This is a genomic window from Pseudomonas sp. 22490 (genome assembly GCF_052044465.1).
Taxonomy (GTDB): Bacteria; Pseudomonadota; Gammaproteobacteria; order Pseudomonadales; family Pseudomonadaceae; genus Pseudomonas; species Pseudomonas aeruginosa.
The window spans coordinates 13561-32916 of record NZ_JBQENS010000019.1 but is presented as its reverse complement, the minus strand read 5'-3'; the positions used below and the strand labels follow the sequence as shown (position 1 = coordinate 32916).

Below are 19356 nucleotides of genomic sequence, written 5' to 3'. Positions count from 1 at the left end.
GTCAGGCGTCCTTGCGCGCGATCCGCAGCGCCAGCGGCATGCGAACCCTGCGTGTCGAGGTCGGCTCGCCCCAGAGCGCGGCGACCCGTTGCAGGGCCTGGCGCACGAAAGCGTTGCCCTGCGCCTCGCGGCACAGGCGGCTGGCCGACCAGGTGGCCATGTAGTCGAACAACCGGGCCAGGCTCCATTGTTGCTCGATGACGAAGGCCGGCGCGGGGAGTTCGCCCAGCGGCAGCTCGACATCCCGGTAGGCGTTCCACAGCAGGCGGTTCTGTTGCGCCCAGTACGGGCCGATCGGGCGCAGGTATTCCTCGTCGATGGCGGCATCGATCTGCGCGTCGATGCTGAACCAGCCGTAGCCCCAGGCGGCGAACACGCCGCCGGGACGCAGCACGCGCAGCAGCTCGCGGTTGAAGCGCGAATGGTCGAACCAGTGCCAGGCCTGGGCTACGCAGACCAGGTCGAAGGCGGCGTCGGGATAGTCGGTGGCTTCGGCGTCCTGCACGCTGTAGCGGATACCCGGATGGACAACGGCGTGTTCGATCTGCTGCGTGCTGGTGTCGCTGGCGAGGACTTCGCCGAAGTACTGCGCCAGGCCGAGCGCGGCCTGGCCGGTACCGGTGGCGCAGTCCCAGGCGCGCCGGCGCTGGCCGCAGAGCCCGGCGAGATGGCGGTAGAGCGCATCGGGATAACGCGGGCGGGCGCTGGCGTAGGCAGCGGAGCCCTGGTCGAACAGACGGCGGGTTTCCATCGGGTCCTCCCTCGGTCAGTTGCCGAAACGCCCGTCCAGGCGTTCGGCGCGGAATTCCAGGGTGCTGGCGCGATAGCCCGGACGCAGCGGCGGCAGCGGCAGGCAATCGTGCCAGCTGTCGCCGCCGAGCAGGGCGTTCGGCGCCCGGTAGCGCGGGCTGTCGAAGCTGGTGTCGGCCAGGTTGACACTGTCGCCGGGGCGGTAGGCGGCGATCCTCCAGCGTAGCTCCAGCAACGGACGGTCGCTGCCGTTCTTCAGTTCGACCGCCAGCGGCCGGTCCACCGGACAGCGTTCCGGCGCATAGCTCAGGCGCAGTTCCTGGCGTTGCAGGTGGCGGCTTTCGTCGTTGTCCTGCCAGATCACCCAGGCCGCCACCAGGCCCAGCCCGGCGAGAGCCGCCAGGGAGACCGGCAGGGCCTTGGCCGGGTATCGGACGAGGAGGATGACCCAGGTGAGGACCAGCAGCGCACCGATCAGCATTGAAATGTCCTTTCTTCGAAGCCGAGGGGACATCCTAGCGCACTGCTGCGTATCGCAGGCGGTACGGGCACGCTTACGCGGCGGAGGCGCCGCGATATGCGCGAGGGAGGCCGAAAGGCGGGGATGCGGGTTTCGGCAGGCTGGGGATAGCCGCCGCCCCCGGCCTGGCCGTCATTCGCAGCGGCGCTTGCCGCCCGGCGTCAGCAGACGCTCCAGTTCGACGAACAGGCGCTCGGCGTCCTGCGCCTCGCAGTCCTCGCCGTAGCGCTTCTTCAGGCCGTGTTCGCTGAGGGTCAGGTGCAGGGTCGGGACTACCTCGTGGCGCGCCAGGCAGCCTTTCACGCAATGCAGCGGGCAACCGTCGAGGGCCAGGATCGGTCGCCCGGAGCGGGCCCGGCGGACCAGCAGCGGGACGTCGCCGCCGACTCCGGCGATGCAGGACATCTCCGCCAGCCGGGCGCGATCCAGGCGCAGCGCGAGATCGTTGGCCAGTTGCGCCACGTTGGAGCAGCCGGAGCAGGCGTAGACCAGGGGAAGGGGATCGTCGGGGCTGCGTTCGAACATCATGACGGGCGCCTCGTGGAAGGAAGCCGCCAGTATCGACGCAGCGCCGCGGTGGATTTCTTGACCGGAATCAAGCCCGCGCGCGGCTCACACCAGGTCGTTCTCCACCGCCCACACCGCGGCCTCGACCCGCGAACGCATGCCGAGCTTGTGCAGCACCCGCTTGACATGGACCTTCACCGTGCCTTCGGTGATGTCCAGCTTTCGCGCGATCATCTTGTTGCTGTAGCCGTGGGCGATCTGGCGGAGGATCTGCCGTTCGCGCTCGGTCAGCTCGTCGAGGCTCTTCGAGCGGTCGTCGCCCCGCAGGGCCTGGGCGAGGATCTGGGTCAACTGCGGGCTGAGGGTCATCTGTCCGGTGGCGGCCTGGCGGATGTGCTCGAGCAGGCGCTCCGGCTCCATGTCCTTGAGCAGGTAGCCGTCGGCGCCGGCGCGCAGGACGTTGACCACGTCGCCCTTGTCGTCGGACACGGTGAACACCACGATGCGCGCGTCGACTCCGGCCTCGCGCAACGCGCGCAGGGTGTCCAGGCCGTTCATGCCTTTCATGTTCAGGTCCAGCAGGATCATGTCCGGGTCCAGCTCGGCGGCCAGGCGCAGGGCTTCCTCGCCGCTGCCGGCCTCGCCGACCACGCTGAGGTCGTCTTCCAGTTCGAGCAACTGGGCGACGCCCTTGCGCATCATCGGATGGTCGTCCACCAGCAGCAGGCGAACCGGTTCGTCGGCGGTGGCTGGCATGTCCGTCATGGGGTCGGCTCCTTGGCGGCGGAGGGTTGCAGGGCGGTCGGCACGAAGCTGAAGAGCACTCGCGTGCCGTGGGGCGCGCGCGCTTCGAAGCGCAACTGGCTGCCGAGGGTCTGGCCGCGCTCCTGCATGATGGTAAGCCCATAATGGCCGCTGCGGTTCTGCTGCGGATCAAAGCCGACGCCATCGTCCTCGACGGCGATGCTCACCTGGCCGTCGGCCTGGCTGCTCAGGCGCACCCAGGCCCGTTGCGCCTGCGAATGGCGAACCACGTTGGAGAGCGCCTCGCGGACGATCTGCAGGACGTGGATTTCCTCGTTGGGGCTCAGCGGCACGTGTTGCAGGCGGTTGTCCAGTTCGATCGTCACCTCGCCGCGCTCGCCGAACTCGGCCACGGCGTTCCCCAGCGCGGCTTCCAGGCTCGGCTCGTCGAGGCTGAGGCGGAAGGTGGTGAGCAGTTCGCGCAGTTGCCGGTAGGCGCCGTTGAGGCCTTCGCGCAGTTCGTCGAGGGTGTCCTCGATCTTCTCCGCCGGCGCCTCGCGCTTGAGCAGGGTGCCCAGGCGGCTGACCTGGATCTTCAGGTAGGACAGCGACTGTGCCAGCGAGTCGTGCAGTTCGCGGGCGATGGTGCCGCGCTCGGCGAACAGGGCCAGGCGGCTTTCCTGTTCCTGTTGCAGGGACAGGGCGAAGGTGCGGGCGATGTTGTCGCAGAAGGTCTCGATCAGTTGCTGCTGCCAGTTCTCCAGGCGGCCGCTGCGGCTTTCGATGAACAGTTCGCCGAAACGGTGGCCGGCGATGGACAGGGGCTGCATCAGCAATGGCTGGGCCAGGGACGAGGGTTGGTCGCAGGCGCTGGCCTGCTCGCGGCAGCTACCGCAGTCGCCCTGCAGGCAGAAGTCCGCCGGGCGCTCGGTGGTGGTCAGCGAACTGTAGGCGCGCTCGACCCCGTCCTTGTTCAGGCAGAGGGTCACGCGGCCGGCGTCGAGCACTTTCTCCAACTGGTTCAGCAGCGGTTGCAGGGTGCGGCTGTCGTAGGGGTTCTCGCCCAGCCGGCGGGCGCTGGCGTAGAGCAGTTCGAGGCGCTGGTGGCTCTGCGAGAGGGCGCGGGTCTTGTCCTCCACGCGCTCTTCCAGGTCGCCGTAGATGCTCTTCAGCTCGCCGGCCATCTGGTTGAAGCGCTCGCCCAGTTGCGCCAGTTCGTCCTCGCCGCTGTAGGTGACCCGCGCGTCCAGCTCGCCGCGGCCCAGGCGGCGGGCGGTGCTGGTGAGTTCGCGCAGCGGGCCGATGACGTGATAGCTGAGGTCGTAGAGGGTGACGAACACCACCAGCAGGCTGAGGAACAGGCACAGGCCCTGCACCGTGCTGAGCAGTTGCGAGCGGCGCTCGGCCTTGGCCTGGAGGATGCCGACGAAACGGTCGATGTCGCCGACGTAGGCGTCCAGCACGGCGCGTCCGGGCAGCGCGCGCGGGTCCAGGCGCGCGAGGCCCTCGCGCAGCTCCTGGTGCAACTGGCGGATCGGGTCGTCGGCGTCCTGGCGTTGCAGCAGGCGGCGGATGTCGCCGCTGTCGAGGCGTTCGCCGAGGGTCCCGAGCAGCGCCTGGCGGCCTTCCAGGCTGGGCTCCAGGGCGACCCGGTAGGTGAGCATGCGCAACGAGCCGGCGTGGTTGATCACCGCGGCGTCCTGGTGCGTGTAGTCGGCGAAGAGCAGGGCGCTGAACATCCCGATCAGCGCCAGCGATACCAGCAGGGTGAGGTAGCAGCCGAAGCGGACTACCAGGGAGCGGCGCAGGATCGGCTTTCCGGCCCTGTCACTACCTCCAAAGAATCTGTCCCGCTGGTCAGCGTCCGGCGCGGTCGCCTTGTTCATGAGAAAAGCCTTTTAAAACAGTTAGTTGCGCAATAATTTCAGCCGTACCTCTTTCGAGGTAGGGGCGCGCATCTAGGCACGGAACGGCCGGTATTTCATTGATTCCTATCAAATTTGCATAGGAACACCTTCCCTAGGCTCTCGCTGAACGCTGTCCGTGCAGAGAGTTTAGCCATGGCTTCCCTACGTCAGAAACAGTACTCCGTCCTCGGCATGAGTACCTTGTCCTTCGCGGTGAATTTCGCCGTGTGGACGATGTTTTCGATCATCGGCATCCGCATCAAGGACGAGCTCGGCCTGAGCGAATCCCAGTTCGGCCTGATGGTCGCCCTGCCGATCCTCACCGGCTCCCTGGTGCGCCTGCCGCTGGGCCTGATCACCGACCGCTTCGGCGGCCGCATCGTGTTCTTCATCCACATGCTGCTGGTGGCCATCCCGATCTACGGCCTGGCCTTCGCCAGCCAGTACTGGCACTACCTGGTGCTCGGCCTGTTCGTCGGCCTGGCCGGCGGCTCCTTCGCGGTCGGCATCGCCTACACCTCGGCCTGGTTCGAGAAGGAGCGCCAGGGCACCGCGATGGGCATCTTCGGTGCTGGCAATGCCGGCGCGGCGATCACCAACCTGGTGGCGCCGATGATCGTGGTCGCCTTCGGCTGGCGCATGGTGCCGCAGGTCTACTCGGTAGCCATGCTGGTCACCGCCGTGCTGTTCTGGCTGTTCACCTGGACCGATCCGGCGCACCTCAAGGGTGCCGCCGAGGCCAGCCAGCGGCCGACCCTGGCCAAGCAACTGGCGCCGCTCGCCGAGCTGCGCGTCTGGCGCTTCGGCCTGTACTACTTCTTCGTCTTCGGCGGCTTCGTCGCCCTGGCCCTGTGGCTGCCGAAGTACTACATCGCCGAATACGGCCTGGACCTGAAGACCGCGTCCTTCATCACCATGCTGTTCACCCTGCCGTCCGGCCTGATCCGCGCCCTCGGTGGCTGGTTCAGCGACCACTACGGCGCGCGCTCGGTGAACTGGGGCGTGTTCTGGGTCTGCCTGGTGTGCCTGTTCTTCCTCTCCTACCCGCAGACCACCATGACCATCCACGGCATCCAGGGCGACCTCAGCCTGGGCATCGGCCTGAACGTCTGGCTGTTCACCTTCCTGGTGTTCGTCGTCGGCATTGCCCAGGGCTTCGGCAAGGCCAGCGTGTACCGGATCATCCACGACTACTACCCGAGCAACATGGGCACCGTCGGCGGCATGGTCGGGGTGATCGGCGGCCTCGGCGGCTTCTGCCTGCCGATCCTGTTCGGCTACGCCGCCGACCACATCGGCGTGCGCTCCTCCTGCTTCATGTTGCTGTTCGGCCTGACCGTGGTCTGCATGGTCTGGATGCACTACGCGATCAAGCAGCAACGCCGCATCGACGGCCAGGCCGCCTCGGCCGACGTCGACCTTCCTCCCACTCTTCCCACCCACTCCTGAGGTAATGCCGTCATGGGCATGATCGCCAATACCCAACTGAAAGCCGCACGGGGACCGCTGCTGCTCGACTGGCGCCCCGAGGACCCCGAGTTCTGGGCGCGCAACGGCAAGCGCATCGCCAGCCGCAACCTGTGGATCTCGATCCCCGCGCTGCTGCTCGCCTTCGCCGTGTGGATGATCTGGAGCACGGTGACTGTGCGCCTGAACAGCGCCGGCTTCGCCTTCAGCAACGACCAGCTGTTCCTGCTCGCGGCGCTGCCGTCGATCTCCGGCGCCACCCTGCGGGTGTTCTATTCGTTCATGGTGCCGATCTTCGGCGGTCGTCGCTGGACCGCCCTGAGCACCGCCTCGATGCTGATCCCGTGCATCTGGCTGGGCTTCGCCGTGCAGGACCCGAGCACCCCGTACTGGGTGTTCGCCCTGATCGCGCTGCTCTGCGGCTTCGGCGGCGGCAACTTCGCCTCGAGCATGTCCAATATCAGCTTCTTCTATCCGAAGAGCCAGCAGGGCACCGCCCTCGGCCTGAATGCCGGGCTCGGCAACCTCGGCGTCTCGGTGATGCAGTTCGCCGTGCCGCTGGCGGTGGCCGGCGGCCTGTTCGGCGCCTTCGGCGGCGAGCCGCAGCAGCTCGGCGACGGCGGTCGCCTGTGGCTGCAGAACGCCGGCTGGATCTGGGTGCCGTTCATCGCCGTGGTATCGGTCGCGGCCTGGTTCGGGATGAACGACATCGCCGACGCCAAGGCCTCGTTCCGCGACCAGGCGGTGATCTTCAAGCGCAAGCACAACTGGCTGATGTGCTGGCTGTACGTGGCCACCTTCGGCTCGTTCATCGGCTTCTCGGCCGGCTTCGCGATGCTCAGCAAGACCCAGTTCCCCGACGTCAACCCGCTGCAATACGCCTTCCTCGGTCCGCTGGTGGGCGCCCTCAGCCGGCCCCTGGGCGGCTGGCTGGCGGACAAGTTCGGCGGCGCGCGGATCACCCTGTGGAACTACGCGCTGATGATCGGCGGGGTGTTCGCGGTGATCGCCTTCCTGCCGGGCGACGGCGGCCAGGGCAACTTCTTCGGCTTCCTTGGCGCCTTCATCCTGCTGTTCTTCTTCGCCGGCATCGGCAACGGCTCCACCTTCCGCATGATCCCGGTGATCTTCCGCAACGAGTGGGCCCGGCGGGTGCGCGACGGCCAGGCCGACGAAGCCGGCGCGGCGCGCAACGCGAGCATGGAGTCGGCCGCGGTGATCGGCTTCTCCGCCGCCATCGGCGCCTTCGGCGGGTTCTTCATCCCGAAGGCGTTCGGCACCTCGCTGCACATGACCGGCAGCGCCGAGGGCGCCCTCTACGTGTTCATCGCCTACTACCTGAGCTGCATCGTCGCCACCTGGTGGTGGTACGCGCGCAAGGGTGCGGAGAGTCCCTGTTGAGTCCGTCGGCAGCAGCCCGCGGCAACCCCTGATTAGCGTTGTAACGCCCGGCACAGACCGGGTGAGGAGATCAAGATGAGTCACCTGCTCGACCGCCTGCAGTTCTTCAAGAAGAAGCAGGGCGAATTCGCCGATGGCCACGGCGAGACCAGCAACGAGAGCCGCGCCTGGGAAGGTGCCTACCGGCAGCGCTGGCAGCACGACAAGATCGTGCGCTCCACCCACGGGGTGAACTGCACCGGCTCCTGCTCCTGGAAGATCTACGTGAAGAACGGCCTGATCACCTGGGAAACCCAGCAGACCGACTACCCGCGCACCCGTCCGGACCTGCCCAACCACGAGCCGCGCGGCTGCCCGCGCGGGGCCAGCTATTCCTGGTACATCTACAGCGCCAACCGCCTGAAGTACCCGAAGGTGCGCAAGCCGTTGCTCAAGCTCTGGCGCGAGGCGCGGGCGCAGCACGGCGACCCGGTGAACGCCTGGGCCAGCATCGTCGAGGACGCCGCCAAGGCGAAGAGCTACAAGAGCCAGCGCGGCCTGGGCGGCTTCGTCCGTTCCAGCTGGGACGAGGTCACCGAGATCATCGCCGCGGCCAACGTCTACACCACCAAGACCTACGGTCCGGACCGGGTGATCGGCTTCTCGCCGATCCCGGCCATGTCGATGGTCAGCTACGCCGCCGGCGCCCGCTACCTGTCGCTGATCGGCGGGGTCTGCCTGAGCTTCTACGACTGGTACTGCGACCTGCCGCCGGCCAGCCCGCAGATCTGGGGCGAGCAGACCGACGTGCCGGAGTCGGCCGACTGGTACAACTCCAGCTACATCATCGCCTGGGGCTCCAACGTGCCGCAGACGCGGACCCCGGACGCGCACTTCTTCACCGAGGTGCGCTACAAGGGCACCAAGACCGTCTCCATCACCCCGGACTATTCCGAGGTGGCCAAGCTCACCGACCTCTGGCTCAACCCCAAGCAGGGCACCGACGCCGCGCTGGGCATGGCCTTCGGTCACGTGATCCTGAAGGAGTTCCACCTCGACCGGCCGAGCGCCTACTTCGTCGACTACTGCCGCCAGTACACCGACATGCCGATGCTGGTGTTGCTGGAAGAACACGCCGGCGGCGCGTTCAAGCCGACCCGCTACCTGCGCGCCGCCGACCTGGCGGACAACCTCGGCCAGGACAACAACCCCGAGTGGAAGACCATCGCCTACGACGAGCGCAGCGGCGGGCTGGTCTCGCCCACCGGCGCCATCGGCTACCGCTGGGGCGAGTCTGGCAAGTGGAACATCGCCGAGCTGGACGGCAGGAGCGGTGACCAGACGCGCCTGCAACTGTCGCTGCTCGATGGCCCGGAACATGCCTGCGAGGTGGCCTTCCCGTACTTCGCCGGGCAGGAGCACCCGCACTTCAAGGGCGTCGCCAACGACGAGGTACTGCTGCGCCGGGTGCCGTTCCGCGAGATCGTCGCGGCGGACGGCAAGCGCCTGCGGGTGGCCACCGTCTATGACTTGCAGATGGCCAACTACAGCATCGACCGCGGCCTGGGCGGCGACAACGTGGCGACCTCCTACGAGGACGCCGACACGCCCTATACCCCGGCCTGGCAGGAGCGCATCACCGGCGTCCCGGCGGCGCGCGCGACGCAGGTCGCCCGCGAGTTCGCCGACAGCGCCGACAAGACCCGCGGCAAGGCGATGGTGATCATCGGCGCGGCGATGAACCACTGGTACCACATGGACATGAACTACCGCGCGGTCATCAACATGCTGATGATGTGCGGCTGCATCGGCCAGAGCGGCGGCGGCTGGGCGCACTATGTCGGCCAGGAGAAGCTGCGCCCGCAGACCGGCTGGGCGCCGCTGGCCTTCGGCCTGGACTGGAGCCGGCCGCCGCGGCAGATGAACGGCACCAGCTTCTTCTACCTGCACAGCTCGCAATGGCGCCACGAGAAGCTGTCGATGCACGAGGTGCTGTCGCCGCTGGCCGACGCCAGCCGCTTCGCCGAACACGCCCTGGACTACAACATCCAGGCCGAACGCCTCGGCTGGCTGCCGTCGGCGCCGCAACTGAACCGCAACCCGCTGCGCATCGCCGCCGAGGCCGAGGCCGCCGGCCTGCCGGTCGCCGACTATGTGGTGCGCGAACTGAAGAGCGGCGGCCTGCGCTTCGCCAGCGAATCGCCGGACGATCCGCAGAACTTCCCGCGCAACATGTTCATCTGGCGCTCCAACCTGCTGGGCTCCTCCGGCAAGGGGCACGAGTACATGCTCAAGTACCTGCTCGGGGCGAAGAACGGGGTGATGAACGATGACCTCGGCAAGGCCGGCGGTCCGCGTCCCACCGAGGTCGACTGGGTCGACGACGGTGCCGAGGGCAAGCTCGACCTGGTCACCACCCTGGACTTCCGCATGTCCTCCACCTGCATGTACTCGGACATCGTCCTGCCGACCGCTACCTGGTACGAGAAGGACGACCTCAACACCTCCGACATGCACCCCTTCATCCATCCGCTGTCGGCGGCCACCGATCCGGCCTGGGAAGCCAAGAGCGACTGGGAGATCTACAAGGCCATCGCCAAGAAGTTCTCCGCCGTCGCCGAAGGCCACCTCGGCGTGGAGCAGGACCTGGTCACGGTGCCGCTGCTGCATGACACCCCCACCGAGCTGGCGCAGCCGTTCGGCGGCGACGGCCATGACTGGAAGAAGGGCGAGTGCGAGCCGGTGCCGGGACGCAACCTGCCGACGCTGCACCTGGTCGAGCGCGACTACCCGAACGTCTACCGCAAGTTCACCTCGCTCGGTCCGCTGCTGGACAAGCTGGGCAACGGCGGCAAGGGCATCGGCTGGAACACCGAGAAGGAAGTGAAGCTGGTCGGCGACCTCAACCATCGCGTGGTCGAGAGCGGCGTCAGCCAGGGCCGGCCGCGTATCGACAGCGCCATCGACGCCGCCGAGGTGGTCCTCGCCCTGGCTCCGGAAACCAACGGCCAGGTCGCGGTCAAGGCCTGGGAAGCGCTGTCGAAGATCACCGGCCGCGAGCACGCCCACCTGGCGCTGCCCAAGGAAGACGAGAAGATCCGCTTCCGCGACATCCAGGTGCAGCCGCGCAAGATCATCTCCAGCCCGACCTGGTCCGGCCTCGAGGACGAGCACGTCAGCTACAACGCCGGCTACACCAACGTCCACGAGCTGATCCCGTGGCGCACCATCACCGGTCGCCAGCAGTTCTACCAGGATCACCCGTGGATGCAGGCGTTCGGCGAAGGCTTCGTCAGCTACCGGCCGCCGGTCAACACCCGGACCACCGAGAAACTGTTGAACAGGAAGCCCAACGGCAACCCGGAGATCACCCTGAACTGGATCACCCCGCACCAGAAATGGGGCATCCACTCCACCTACAGCGACAACCTGCTGATGCTCACCCTGTCGCGCGGCGGTCCGATCATCTGGCTCAGCGAGCACGACGCGGCCAAGGCCGGGATCGTCGATAACGACTGGGTCGAGGTGTTCAACGCCAACGGCGCGGCGACCTGCCGCGCGGTGGTCAGCCAGCGGGTCAAGGACGGCATGGTGATGATGTACCACGCCCAGGAACGCATCGTGAACGTACCCGGCAGCGAGACCACCGGCACCCGTGGCGGCCACCACAACTCGGTGACCCGCGTGGTGCTCAAGCCGACCCACATGATCGGCGGCTACGCCCAGCAGGCCTGGGGCTTCAACTACTACGGCACGGTCGGCTGCAACCGCGACGAGTTCGTCGTGGTGCGCAAGATGAGCAAGGTCGACTGGCTGGACGAGCCCCGCCACGGCGGACTCGGCGGCGACGCCCTGCCGCAACCGCTGCCCCAGGACATTTGAGGAGAGACGCCATGAAAATTCGTTCGCAAGTCGGCATGGTGCTGAACCTCGACAAATGCATCGGTTGCCACACCTGCTCGATCACCTGCAAGAACGTCTGGACCAGCCGCGAAGGCATGGAGTACGCCTGGTTCAACAACGTCGAGACCAAGCCCGGGATCGGCTACCCGAAGGAATGGGAAAACCAGGAGAAGTGGAAGGGCGGCTGGGTGCGCGCGGCAGACGGTTCGATCCGCCCGCGCATCGGCGGCAAGTTCCGCGTGCTGGCGAACATCTTCGCCAACCCGGACCTGCCCGAGATCGACGACTACTACGAACCGTTCGACTTCGACTACCAGCACCTGCATACCGCGCCCAAGGCCGAGCACCAGCCGGTGGCGCGCCCGCGCTCGCTGGTCTCCGGGCAGCGCATGGAGAAGATCGAGTGGGGCCCGAACTGGGAGGAGATCCTCGGCACCGAGTTCGCCAAGCGGCGCAAGGACAAGAACTTCGACCAGGTCCAGGCGGACATCTACGGTGAGTACGAGAACACCTTCATGATGTACCTGCCGCGCCTCTGCGAGCACTGCCTGAACCCGGCGTGCGTGGCGTCCTGCCCGAGCGGGGCGATCTACAAGCGCGAGGAGGACGGCATCGTCCTGATCGACCAGGACAAGTGCCGCGGCTGGCGGATGTGCATCTCCGGCTGCCCGTACAAGAAGATCTACTTCAACTGGAAGAGCGGCAAGTCCGAGAAGTGCATCTTCTGCTACCCGCGCATCGAGGCCGGCCAGCCCACCGTCTGCTCGGAGACCTGCGTCGGGCGCATCCGCTACCTCGGCGTGCTGCTCTACGACGCCGACCGCATCCACGAAGTGGCCAGTTGCGAGAACGAGCGCGAGCTGTACGAGAAGCAACTGGAGATCTTCCTCGATCCGTTCGACCCGGCGGTGATCGCCCAGGCGCGCAAGGACGGGGTGGCCGACAGCGTCATCGAGGCGGCGCAGAAGTCGCCGGTGTACAAGCTGGCGATGGACTGGAAGCTGGCCCTGCCGCTGCACCCGGAATACCGCACGCTGCCGATGGTCTGGTACGTGCCGCCGCTGTCGCCGATCCAGAACGCCGCCGCCGAGGGGCACATCGGCAGCGACGGGGTGATCCCGGACGTCGAGTCGCTGCGCATCCCCGTGCAGTACCTGGCCAACCTGCTCACCGCCGGCGACACCGCGCCGGTGCTGCTGGCGCTCAAGCGCCTGCTGGCGATGCGCGCCTACAAGCGCGCCGAGCACGTCGAAGGCCGCCAGGACCTGGAGGTGCTGGCCAAGGTCGGGTTGAGCGTGGAGCAGGTGGAGGAGATGTACCGCTACCTGGCCATCGCCAACTACGAGGATCGCTTCGTGATCCCCAGCGCGCACCGCGAGGAAGCGCTTTCCGATGCCTTCGCCGAGCGTTCCGGCTGCGGCTTCAGCTTCGGCAACGGCTGTTCCGGCGGCAGCAACTCCGCCGTCAACCTGTTCGGCGGCAAGCCGACCAACCGCCGCGACGTGATCCAGGTCGTGCAGATCCAGGAGTGAGCGCCATGAACGATCACAGCCAACTGTTCCGCCTGCTCGCCCTGCTACTCGACTATCCACGCGCCGAGCTGCGCGAGGAGAGCCTCGGCCTGCATGCGCTGATCCGCACCTGCGAACTGCCGGAAGCGCTGCGCGACGGCCTCGCGGCGCTGCTCAACGAGCTCTGCCAGGGCGACCTGCTGGACGTCCAGGCGCGCTACGACGGTCTCTTCGAGCGCGGCCGCTCGGTCTCGCTGCTGCTCTTCGAGCACGTCCACGGCGAGAGCCGCGACCGTGGCCAGGCGATGGTCGACCTGCTCGACCGCTATACCGGGGCCGGCCTGCAAATCGACGTACCGGAGCTGCCGGACTACCTGCCGCTGTACCTCGAATACCTGTCGCTGCTGCCGTTCGCGGCGGCCAGCGAAGGGCTCGCCGAAGTGGCGCACATCCTCGGCCTGCTGGCGCTGCGCCTGGAGGAACGCGGCAGCGCCTATGCGGCGATTTTCGAGGCGTTGCTGGAACTCGGCGGCGAGCGCCCGGACCTCGGCGCGTTGCGTCGCGACCAGGCCCAGGAACAGCGCGACGACAGCCTGGAGGCCATCGACCGGGCCTGGGAGGAAACCCCGGTGAGCTTCACCGACCCCGCCGGCGGTTGCCCGTCGAGCAGCGGCCGCCGTCCAACGGCGTCCACCGAACAACCATTGCAATGGGTCGCCCAGCCGGTACCGCAGATGCAGTACCGCGCGGCCCGCGAAGGAGTCTGAGCATGTCGACCAATCTTCTGTTCTTCGGGATCTATCCCTATGTCGCGCTGCTGATCTGCCTGGTCGGCAGCTGGGCGCGCTTCGACCTCTCGCAGTACACCTGGAAGGCCGGTTCCAGCCAGATGCTCAGCAAGAAGGGCATGCGGGTATACAGCAACCTGTTCCACGTCGGCGTGCTGTTCATCCTCGCCGGCCACTTCGTCGGCCTGCTGACCCCGGCCTCGGTCTACCACCACCTGATCAGCACCGAGAACAAGCAACTGCTGGCGATGGTCTCCGGCGGCTTCTTCGGCGTGCTCTGCTTCATCGGCCTGAGCGGACTGATCCTGCGCCGCCTGACCGACGCACGGGTGCGCGCCACTGGCAACGCCTCCGACCTGATGATCCTGCTGGTGCTCTACGCCCAGCTGATCCTCGGCCTCTCCACCATCGTCGCCTCGACCCATCACATGGATGGCTCGGTGATGGTGATGCTCGCCGACTGGGCCCAGGCCATCGTCACCCTGCGTCCGCTGGCGGCGGCCGAGGCCATCGCGCCGGTGGGCCTGGTCTACAAGCTGCACGTCGGCCTGGGCCTTACCCTGTTCGTGCTGTTCCCCTTCACCCGCCTGGTGCACATCGTCAGCGCGCCGGTGTGGTACCTGGGCCGGCGCTACCAGATCGTGCGTCAGAAACGTCCTGCCTGAACCCTGGGCGGCCGGCGCATCCGGCGCCGGCCCGCCGAACCGAGGTGATCGATCATGAGTTGCTCCCACTACGAAGAACGCGTCGAGAAGGTCGAACTGCCGCAACTGAAGGTCAACGGCGTGGCCATCGGCGAAGACCTGCTGGCCCGCGAACTGCAATACCACCCGGCGGACAGCTACGCGCTGGCGCTGGAGGCCGCCTGCCGTGCGCTGATCGTCCGCCAGTTGCTCCTGCAACGGGCCGACGCGCTGGGCATCGAGGCCCGCTGCGAAGACGGCGAGACGCCGGAGGAAGCGCGCATCCGCCAATTGCTGGAGGAAGAGGTGCAGGTCCCGGAAGCCGACGAAGACGCCTGCCGGACCTGGTACGCGGCCAATCCGGGACGCCTGCTCGGCCCCTGGCGCCTGCAATTGCGCCATGTGCTGCTGGCCTGCGCGCCGGACGACCTGGAAGGCCGCGAGACGGCGCGCAAGCAGGCCGCGGAGCTGCTCGACGAGTTGCGCGGGCATCCCGAGCGCTTCGTCGACCTGGCCCGGCGTTTCTCCGCCTGTCCGTCGAAGGAGGCGGGCGGCGACCTCGGCTGGATCGAGCCGGGGCAGACCGTCCCCGAATTCGAGAAGCGCCTGCTGCGCCGCGCGCCCGGGCTGCTCGAGCATCCGCTGGAAAGCCGCTATGGCCTGCATGTGGTGGAACTGCTGGGGTGCGAAGGCGGCGAGCCGCTCGACTTCGACGCGGCCCGCGCGCAGATCGCCGCGCACCTGCAAGCGCAGGTGTTGCAGCGGGCCGTGGGGCAGTACATCGGCGTGCTGGCGGGAGATGCCTGCATCGAGGGCTTCGCCTTCGAGGGCGCGGATGGGGCGCTGGTGCAATAGCCTTCGGCGCCGATGTTTCCCTCTCCCTCCCGAAGATCAACCGGAGTACCCAGGACATGACCGACTGGATCGATGGCCAAGGCCGACAGATCGACTACCTGCGCCTGTCGGTCACCGACCGTTGCGACTTCCGCTGTGTCTACTGCATGGCCGAGGACATGCGCTTCCTGCCGCGCCAGCAGGTGCTGACCCTGGAGGAGATCGAGCGGGTCGCCCGGCTGTTCGTCGCCGGCGGTGTGCGCAAGCTGCGCCTGACCGGCGGCGAGCCGCTGGTGCGGCCCGGCATCGTCGGCCTGTGCGAGCGCCTGGCGGCACTGCCGGGGTTGCGCGAACTGTGCATGACCAGCAACGGCTCGCAACTGGTGCGCTACGCCCGGCCGTTGTACGACGCCGGCCTGTCGCGTCTCAACATCAGCCTCGATACCCTCGATCCGCTGCGCTTCCGGGCGATCACCCGCAACGGCGAGCTGGATAAGGTGCTGGCCGGCATCGACGCCGCCCAGGCCGCCGGTTTCCGCCGGATCAAGCTGAACGCGGTGGTGATGAAGGGGCGCAACGCCGATGAGGTGCCGGCGCTGGTGGACTTCGCCATCGCCCGCGGCCTGGATATCAGCTTCATCGAGGAGATGCCGCTTGGCCAGGTCGGCCGCGAACGTGGCGAGAGCTTCTGCTCCAGCGACGAAGTACGCGCGCTGATCGCCCAGCGCCACGCCTTGCTCGACAGCGCCGAGCAGAGCGGCGGGCCGGCGCGCTACGTGCGCCTGGTCGAGCATCCGCAGACACGTATCGGCTTCATCTCGCCGCACTCGCACAACTTCTGCGCCACCTGCAACCGCCTGCGCCTGACCGTCGAGGGCCGCCTGCTGCTGTGCCTCGGCCACGAGCATTCACTCGACCTGCGCGCGCTGCTGCGCCGCCACCCACTGCACGACGGACCGTTGCTGGAAGCGATCGGCGAGGCGCTCCAGCGCAAGCCGGCGCGCCATGAATTCAGCGCCGCCGGCGAGGTGCAGGTGCTGCGCTTCATGAACATGAGCGGCGGCTGAGGCGACTCGGGGCGCCTCCAGCGGGCCTTCGCCAGCGGCCAGGGCGAGGCCGCTCTTCTGGTAGGCCAGCAGGGTCTCGTCGCCGGTCTCGCTGCTGTACAGCTCGCCCCCGGAAAACATCACGGCATAACCGTCGCAGGAACTGCGTGCGATCACCTAGCTGCGCCGCGCGTCCGGGTGGCCGGGCATGTCCAGCCCGGCCTAGTCCCGTACGTCGCTCAGGCACCCTTCGGTACTCGCGCTCGGCGCCGACCTGGACGCGCTAGCTGGCGGAGCGCGGCTTGCGACGGGTAGCGAAGCCTTTCAAGGGCGTTGACGAAACGAAAAAATCCCCGCGGCATGAGCGTGACGCGGGGATCCAGGCGTAAATAGAGCCTTAACCGTGATAGCTGAAATGGAGCAAGGGGTGATGTCTGCGTAGCGGAACACCTCGCGGGGTGGCTGTGTATGGCTCAAGACTAAGTCCCGCGGGCCGGCGGGCCTATTCCTCGAAGGAGGTAAGGAGGGGTAGCGGAGGAGGGACGGCGATTGACGGTGTGTACTTTTTGGTCCAGATTGGACGAAAAGTATAAGGACAGATCACCGTCTGTTTCCCGCCCGGGCCGCGGGCGCACCTTCGTCACCCCTGGAGTCGTCCATGATCAAGTCGCTGAACACCAAGAACCTGCTGGGAGGCCTGCTGCTCGGCGTGCTCGCCAGCGGATCCGCCGTCGCCGCCGATGGCAACCTGCGGATCGGCATCGAGGCCGCCTACCCGCCGTTTTCCTTCAAGACCGCCGAAGGCGAACTGGCCGGCTTCGACTACGACATCGGCAACGCGCTGTGCGCGCAGATGCAGGTGAAGTGCCAGTGGATCGAGCAGGAGTACGATGGCCTGATTCCCTCGCTGAAAGTTCGCAAGATAGACGCCGCGCTGTCCTCCATCACCATCACCGAGGAACGCCGGCGCTCGGTGGACTTCACCCACAAGTACTACTTCACGCCGGGCCGCCTGGTGATGAAGGAAGGCGCCCAGCTCGACGACAGCTTCAGCCAGTTGGCCGGCAAGCGCATCGGCGTGCAGCGCGGCGCTACCGCCGACCGCTTCGCCAGTGCGGTGCTGGCCAAGGCCGGTGCCGAAGTGGTGCGCTACACCAGCCAGGACGAGATCTACCTGGACCTGGTGGCCGGCCGCCTCGACGCCACCTTCGCCGACTCCATCCCGCTGCAGACCGGCTTCCTCGATACCCCGCGCGGCAAGGGCTACGCCTTCGTCGGGCCGGAGTTCAAGGACCCGAAATACTTCGGCGAGGGCGCCGGGATCGCGGTGCGCAAGGGGGACGCCGAGCTGGTCGGCAAGCTCAACGCGGCGATCGACGCGATTCGTGCCGACGGGACCTACAAGCGCATCGAGGGCAAGTACTTCAAGAGCGACATCTACGGCGACTGACCGCTCGCCGGCGGCGGTTGCCGTCAGTCGCCGCCTTCCTTCAGCTCCTTGAGGTGCTTGTAGACCGTCGCCCGGCCCATGTTCAGCACGTTGGCCACATAGTTGGCCGCGCTCTTGCCCTTGAACGCGCCCTCGGCGTGCAGGGCCAGGACCAGTTCGCGCTTGTGCTCGCGGGTCAGCAGGTTCAAGCCGAGCTGGCGCTGCCGCAGCCAGCCGTGCAGGAAGGTGTTGATGCGCTCCTGCCAGTCGTCGCGGAACAGCGCGTCCGGTTGCGGAATCAGCTTGCTCGGCGAGAGGAACAGGTCGAGTGCCGCCTTGGCGCTCTCGAACAGGCTGATGTTCAGGTTGATGCACAGCACCGCCAGCGGCTGGCCGGCGGCGTCGCGCAGCACGGTGCTGACCGAGCGGATCTTCTGCCCGTCCCAGTTGAGTTTCTCGTAGGGACCGATGTTGCGCTCGTCGCTATCGCCTTCGAGCATGTCTTCCAGCGCCGAGTCGTCGCCGACCTCGCGCTTGGACAGGTTGTTGGCGATGTAGTCGACCCGCTGGCTGCGCAGGTCGTGCAGGACCACTTCGGCGTGGGGGAAGAACAGGGTGGCGATGCCGTCGGCGATCGCCCGGTAGTTCTCCAGGCTGGGGTCTTGGCTCGGGCTCATGCGCAGGAACTCTCGTGGGACGGCGGGCGAGGCGAGTGTGCCGCAAACCCGCCGCCGGGTCATCAGGGGGACAGGCGGCGCGGCGACAGCATCGCCTCGTCCAGGCCGTGCTCGCGCAGGTGCGCCGGCAGCGGCTGGTGGCGGATCAGCGCGGCGCTAGCCTCGCCCATCGCCGCCGAGGTCTGGATACCGTAGCCGCCCTGGGCGGCGACCCAGAAGAAGCCTTCCGCATCGGCGGCGTAGCCGGCCACCAGGTCGCCGTCGGCGACGAACGAGCGCAGCCCTGCCCAGGTGTGTTCCGGGCGGCGAATGGTGAGGGTGGTGGCTTCTTCGATCAGGTACATGCCGGTGGCGATGTCCAGTTGCTCGGGCTGCACGTCGTGGGCTTCGACCGGATCGGCGTTGGCCGGCGAGCCGAGCAACATGCCGGCGTCCGGCTTCAGGTAGAAGGATTCGTCGAGGCTGACCAGCATCGGCCAGTCGTGGCAGTCGATGCCCGGCGGCGGGGCGAAGATGAAGGCCGAGCGGCGCTTGGGCTGCAGGCCCAGCGGGCGGACGCCGGCCAGCCCGGCGATGGCGTCGCACCAGGCGCCTGCGGCGTTGACCAGCACCGCCGCGCGGTAGCTGCCGGCGTCGCAGCGGACTTCCCAGGCGCCGTCGACCCGGCGGATCTCCAGCGCTTCGTGGTTGCACAGGACCTGCCCCTGGTTGCGGCGGATGCCGCGCAGGTAGCCCTGGTGCAGGGCGTCGGTATCGATGTCGGCGCCGGTGGGGTCGTAGGTGGCGCCGAAGACCTTGTCGCGACGCAGCACCGGCACGATCGAGCAGGCCTGTTCCGCGTCCAGCAGGCGCATCTGCGGCACCAGCGCCTTGCCGCTTTCGTATTGACGGCGGAGTTCTTCCGGATCGTCGCTGAAGTCGACCACCATTTCCGGACGCGGGCTGAGCAGCGGATGCTCGCAGAAGCCGGCCGGCGGGTTGTCGAAGAAGGCCCGGCTGGCGGCGGTGAGCGCGCGCACCTGGGGTGTGCCGTAGGCCACCGTGTAGTGCGCGGCGGAGCGGCCGGTGGAGTGGTAGCCGGGCTGCGCCTCGCGCTCCAGCACCACGACCCGGCCGTGGGCCGACAGCCAGTAGCCGGTGGATGCGCCGGCGATGCCGGCACCGATGACGAGGTAATCCGCTTCGATCATGCTGCTCTCCTGCATCGCGC

At 67.6% G+C, this 19356-nt stretch carries 16 protein-coding genes; 9 read left to right on the top strand and 7 right to left on the bottom strand.

Annotation, left to right across the window (positions count from 1 at the left end):
• Position 1: 1 nt before the first annotated feature.
• The 5 genes from ACTJJX_RS20550 to narX form a co-directional block, all read right to left on the bottom strand.
• The gene (locus ACTJJX_RS20550; RefSeq protein WP_003105293.1) at positions 2 to 751 is read right to left on the bottom strand and encodes a class I SAM-dependent methyltransferase; all 750 of its coding nucleotides are present in this window, start codon (positions 749 to 751) and stop codon (positions 2 to 4) included.
• Between the two features lie 15 nt (positions 752 to 766).
• Positions 767 to 1231 carry a hypothetical protein gene (locus ACTJJX_RS20545; RefSeq protein ID WP_003092973.1) on the bottom strand — a complete coding sequence of 155 codons (465 nt, stop codon included), beginning with the start codon at positions 1229 to 1231 and terminating at the stop codon, positions 767 to 769.
• 171 nt (positions 1232 to 1402) lie between these two features.
• Entirely contained in the window at positions 1403 to 1798 is a 396-nt protein-coding gene (gene anvM, locus ACTJJX_RS20540; protein WP_003092971.1) for an anaerobic/virulence modulator AnvM, read from the bottom strand.
• An 84-nt stretch (positions 1799 to 1882) separates the two neighbouring features.
• Entirely contained in the window at positions 1883 to 2542 is a 660-nt protein-coding gene (gene narL / locus ACTJJX_RS20535) for a two-component system response regulator NarL (protein ID WP_003092968.1), read from the bottom strand.
• Positions 2539 to 4407: a two-component system sensor histidine kinase NarX gene (narX, locus tag ACTJJX_RS20530; RefSeq protein WP_003105296.1), complete on the bottom strand. Its 1869-nt coding sequence runs from the start codon at positions 4405 to 4407 to the stop codon at positions 2539 to 2541. The genes narL and narX overlap by 4 nt, the downstream gene beginning before the upstream one ends.
• Before the next feature lie 174 nt (positions 4408 to 4581).
• On the opposite strand from narX, the gene ACTJJX_RS20525 reads away from it, so the two are divergent.
• The 9 genes from ACTJJX_RS20525 (at position 4582) to ACTJJX_RS20485 (ending at position 17490) form a co-directional block, all read left to right on the top strand.
• Positions 4582 to 5877: a nitrate/nitrite transporter gene (locus ACTJJX_RS20525; protein ID WP_003105298.1), complete on the top strand. Its 1296-nt coding sequence runs from the start codon at positions 4582 to 4584 to the stop codon at positions 5875 to 5877.
• A 12-nt stretch (positions 5878 to 5889) separates the two neighbouring features.
• The gene (gene narK2, locus ACTJJX_RS20520; protein WP_003105301.1) at positions 5890 to 7296 is read left to right on the top strand and encodes a nitrate/nitrite transporter NarK2; all 1407 of its coding nucleotides are present in this window, start codon (positions 5890 to 5892) and stop codon (positions 7294 to 7296) included.
• Positions 7297 to 7371: 75 nt separating this feature from the next.
• Positions 7372 to 11157 (top strand): nitrate reductase subunit alpha, encoded by a 3786-nt coding sequence (locus ACTJJX_RS20515; RefSeq protein WP_003122056.1) that lies wholly within the window; start codon positions 7372 to 7374, stop codon positions 11155 to 11157.
• A gap of 11 nt (positions 11158 to 11168) precedes the next feature.
• Complete coding sequence (narH, locus tag ACTJJX_RS20510) at positions 11169 to 12710, top strand: nitrate reductase subunit beta (RefSeq protein ID WP_003092958.1); 1542 nt, start codon at positions 11169 to 11171, stop codon at positions 12708 to 12710.
• 5 nt (positions 12711 to 12715) lie between these two features.
• Positions 12716 to 13456 carry a nitrate reductase molybdenum cofactor assembly chaperone gene (narJ, locus tag ACTJJX_RS20505; protein ID WP_003092956.1) on the top strand — a complete coding sequence of 247 codons (741 nt, stop codon included), beginning with the start codon at positions 12716 to 12718 and terminating at the stop codon, positions 13454 to 13456.
• 2 nt (positions 13457 to 13458) lie between these two features.
• A complete protein-coding gene (gene narI / locus ACTJJX_RS20500; protein ID WP_003092953.1) occupies positions 13459 to 14142 on the top strand; it encodes a respiratory nitrate reductase subunit gamma in 684 nt (227 codons plus the stop codon).
• A 54-nt stretch (positions 14143 to 14196) separates the two neighbouring features.
• The gene (locus ACTJJX_RS20495; protein WP_016852493.1) at positions 14197 to 15015 is read left to right on the top strand and encodes a peptidylprolyl isomerase; all 819 of its coding nucleotides are present in this window, start codon (positions 14197 to 14199) and stop codon (positions 15013 to 15015) included.
• Between the two features lie 56 nt (positions 15016 to 15071).
• Positions 15072 to 16061 (top strand): GTP 3',8-cyclase MoaA, encoded by a 990-nt coding sequence (gene moaA, locus ACTJJX_RS20490; protein WP_003092949.1) that lies wholly within the window; start codon positions 15072 to 15074, stop codon positions 16059 to 16061.
• 637 nt (positions 16062 to 16698) lie between these two features.
• Complete coding sequence (locus ACTJJX_RS20485) at positions 16699 to 17490, top strand: ABC transporter substrate-binding protein (protein WP_003118292.1); 792 nt, start codon at positions 16699 to 16701, stop codon at positions 17488 to 17490.
• Positions 17491 to 17513: 23 nt separating this feature from the next.
• Here the strand turns inward: ACTJJX_RS20485 and dauR are convergent, their stop codons facing one another.
• Positions 17514 to 18146 (bottom strand): transcriptional regulator DauR, encoded by a 633-nt coding sequence (dauR, locus tag ACTJJX_RS20480; protein ID WP_003092943.1) that lies wholly within the window; start codon positions 18144 to 18146, stop codon positions 17514 to 17516.
• 62 nt (positions 18147 to 18208) lie between these two features.
• Positions 18209 to 19336 carry an FAD-dependent catabolic D-arginine dehydrogenase DauA gene (gene dauA / locus ACTJJX_RS20475; protein ID WP_003122058.1) on the bottom strand — a complete coding sequence of 376 codons (1128 nt, stop codon included), beginning with the start codon at positions 19334 to 19336 and terminating at the stop codon, positions 18209 to 18211.
• Between the last annotated feature and the right edge of the window lie 20 nt (positions 19337 to 19356).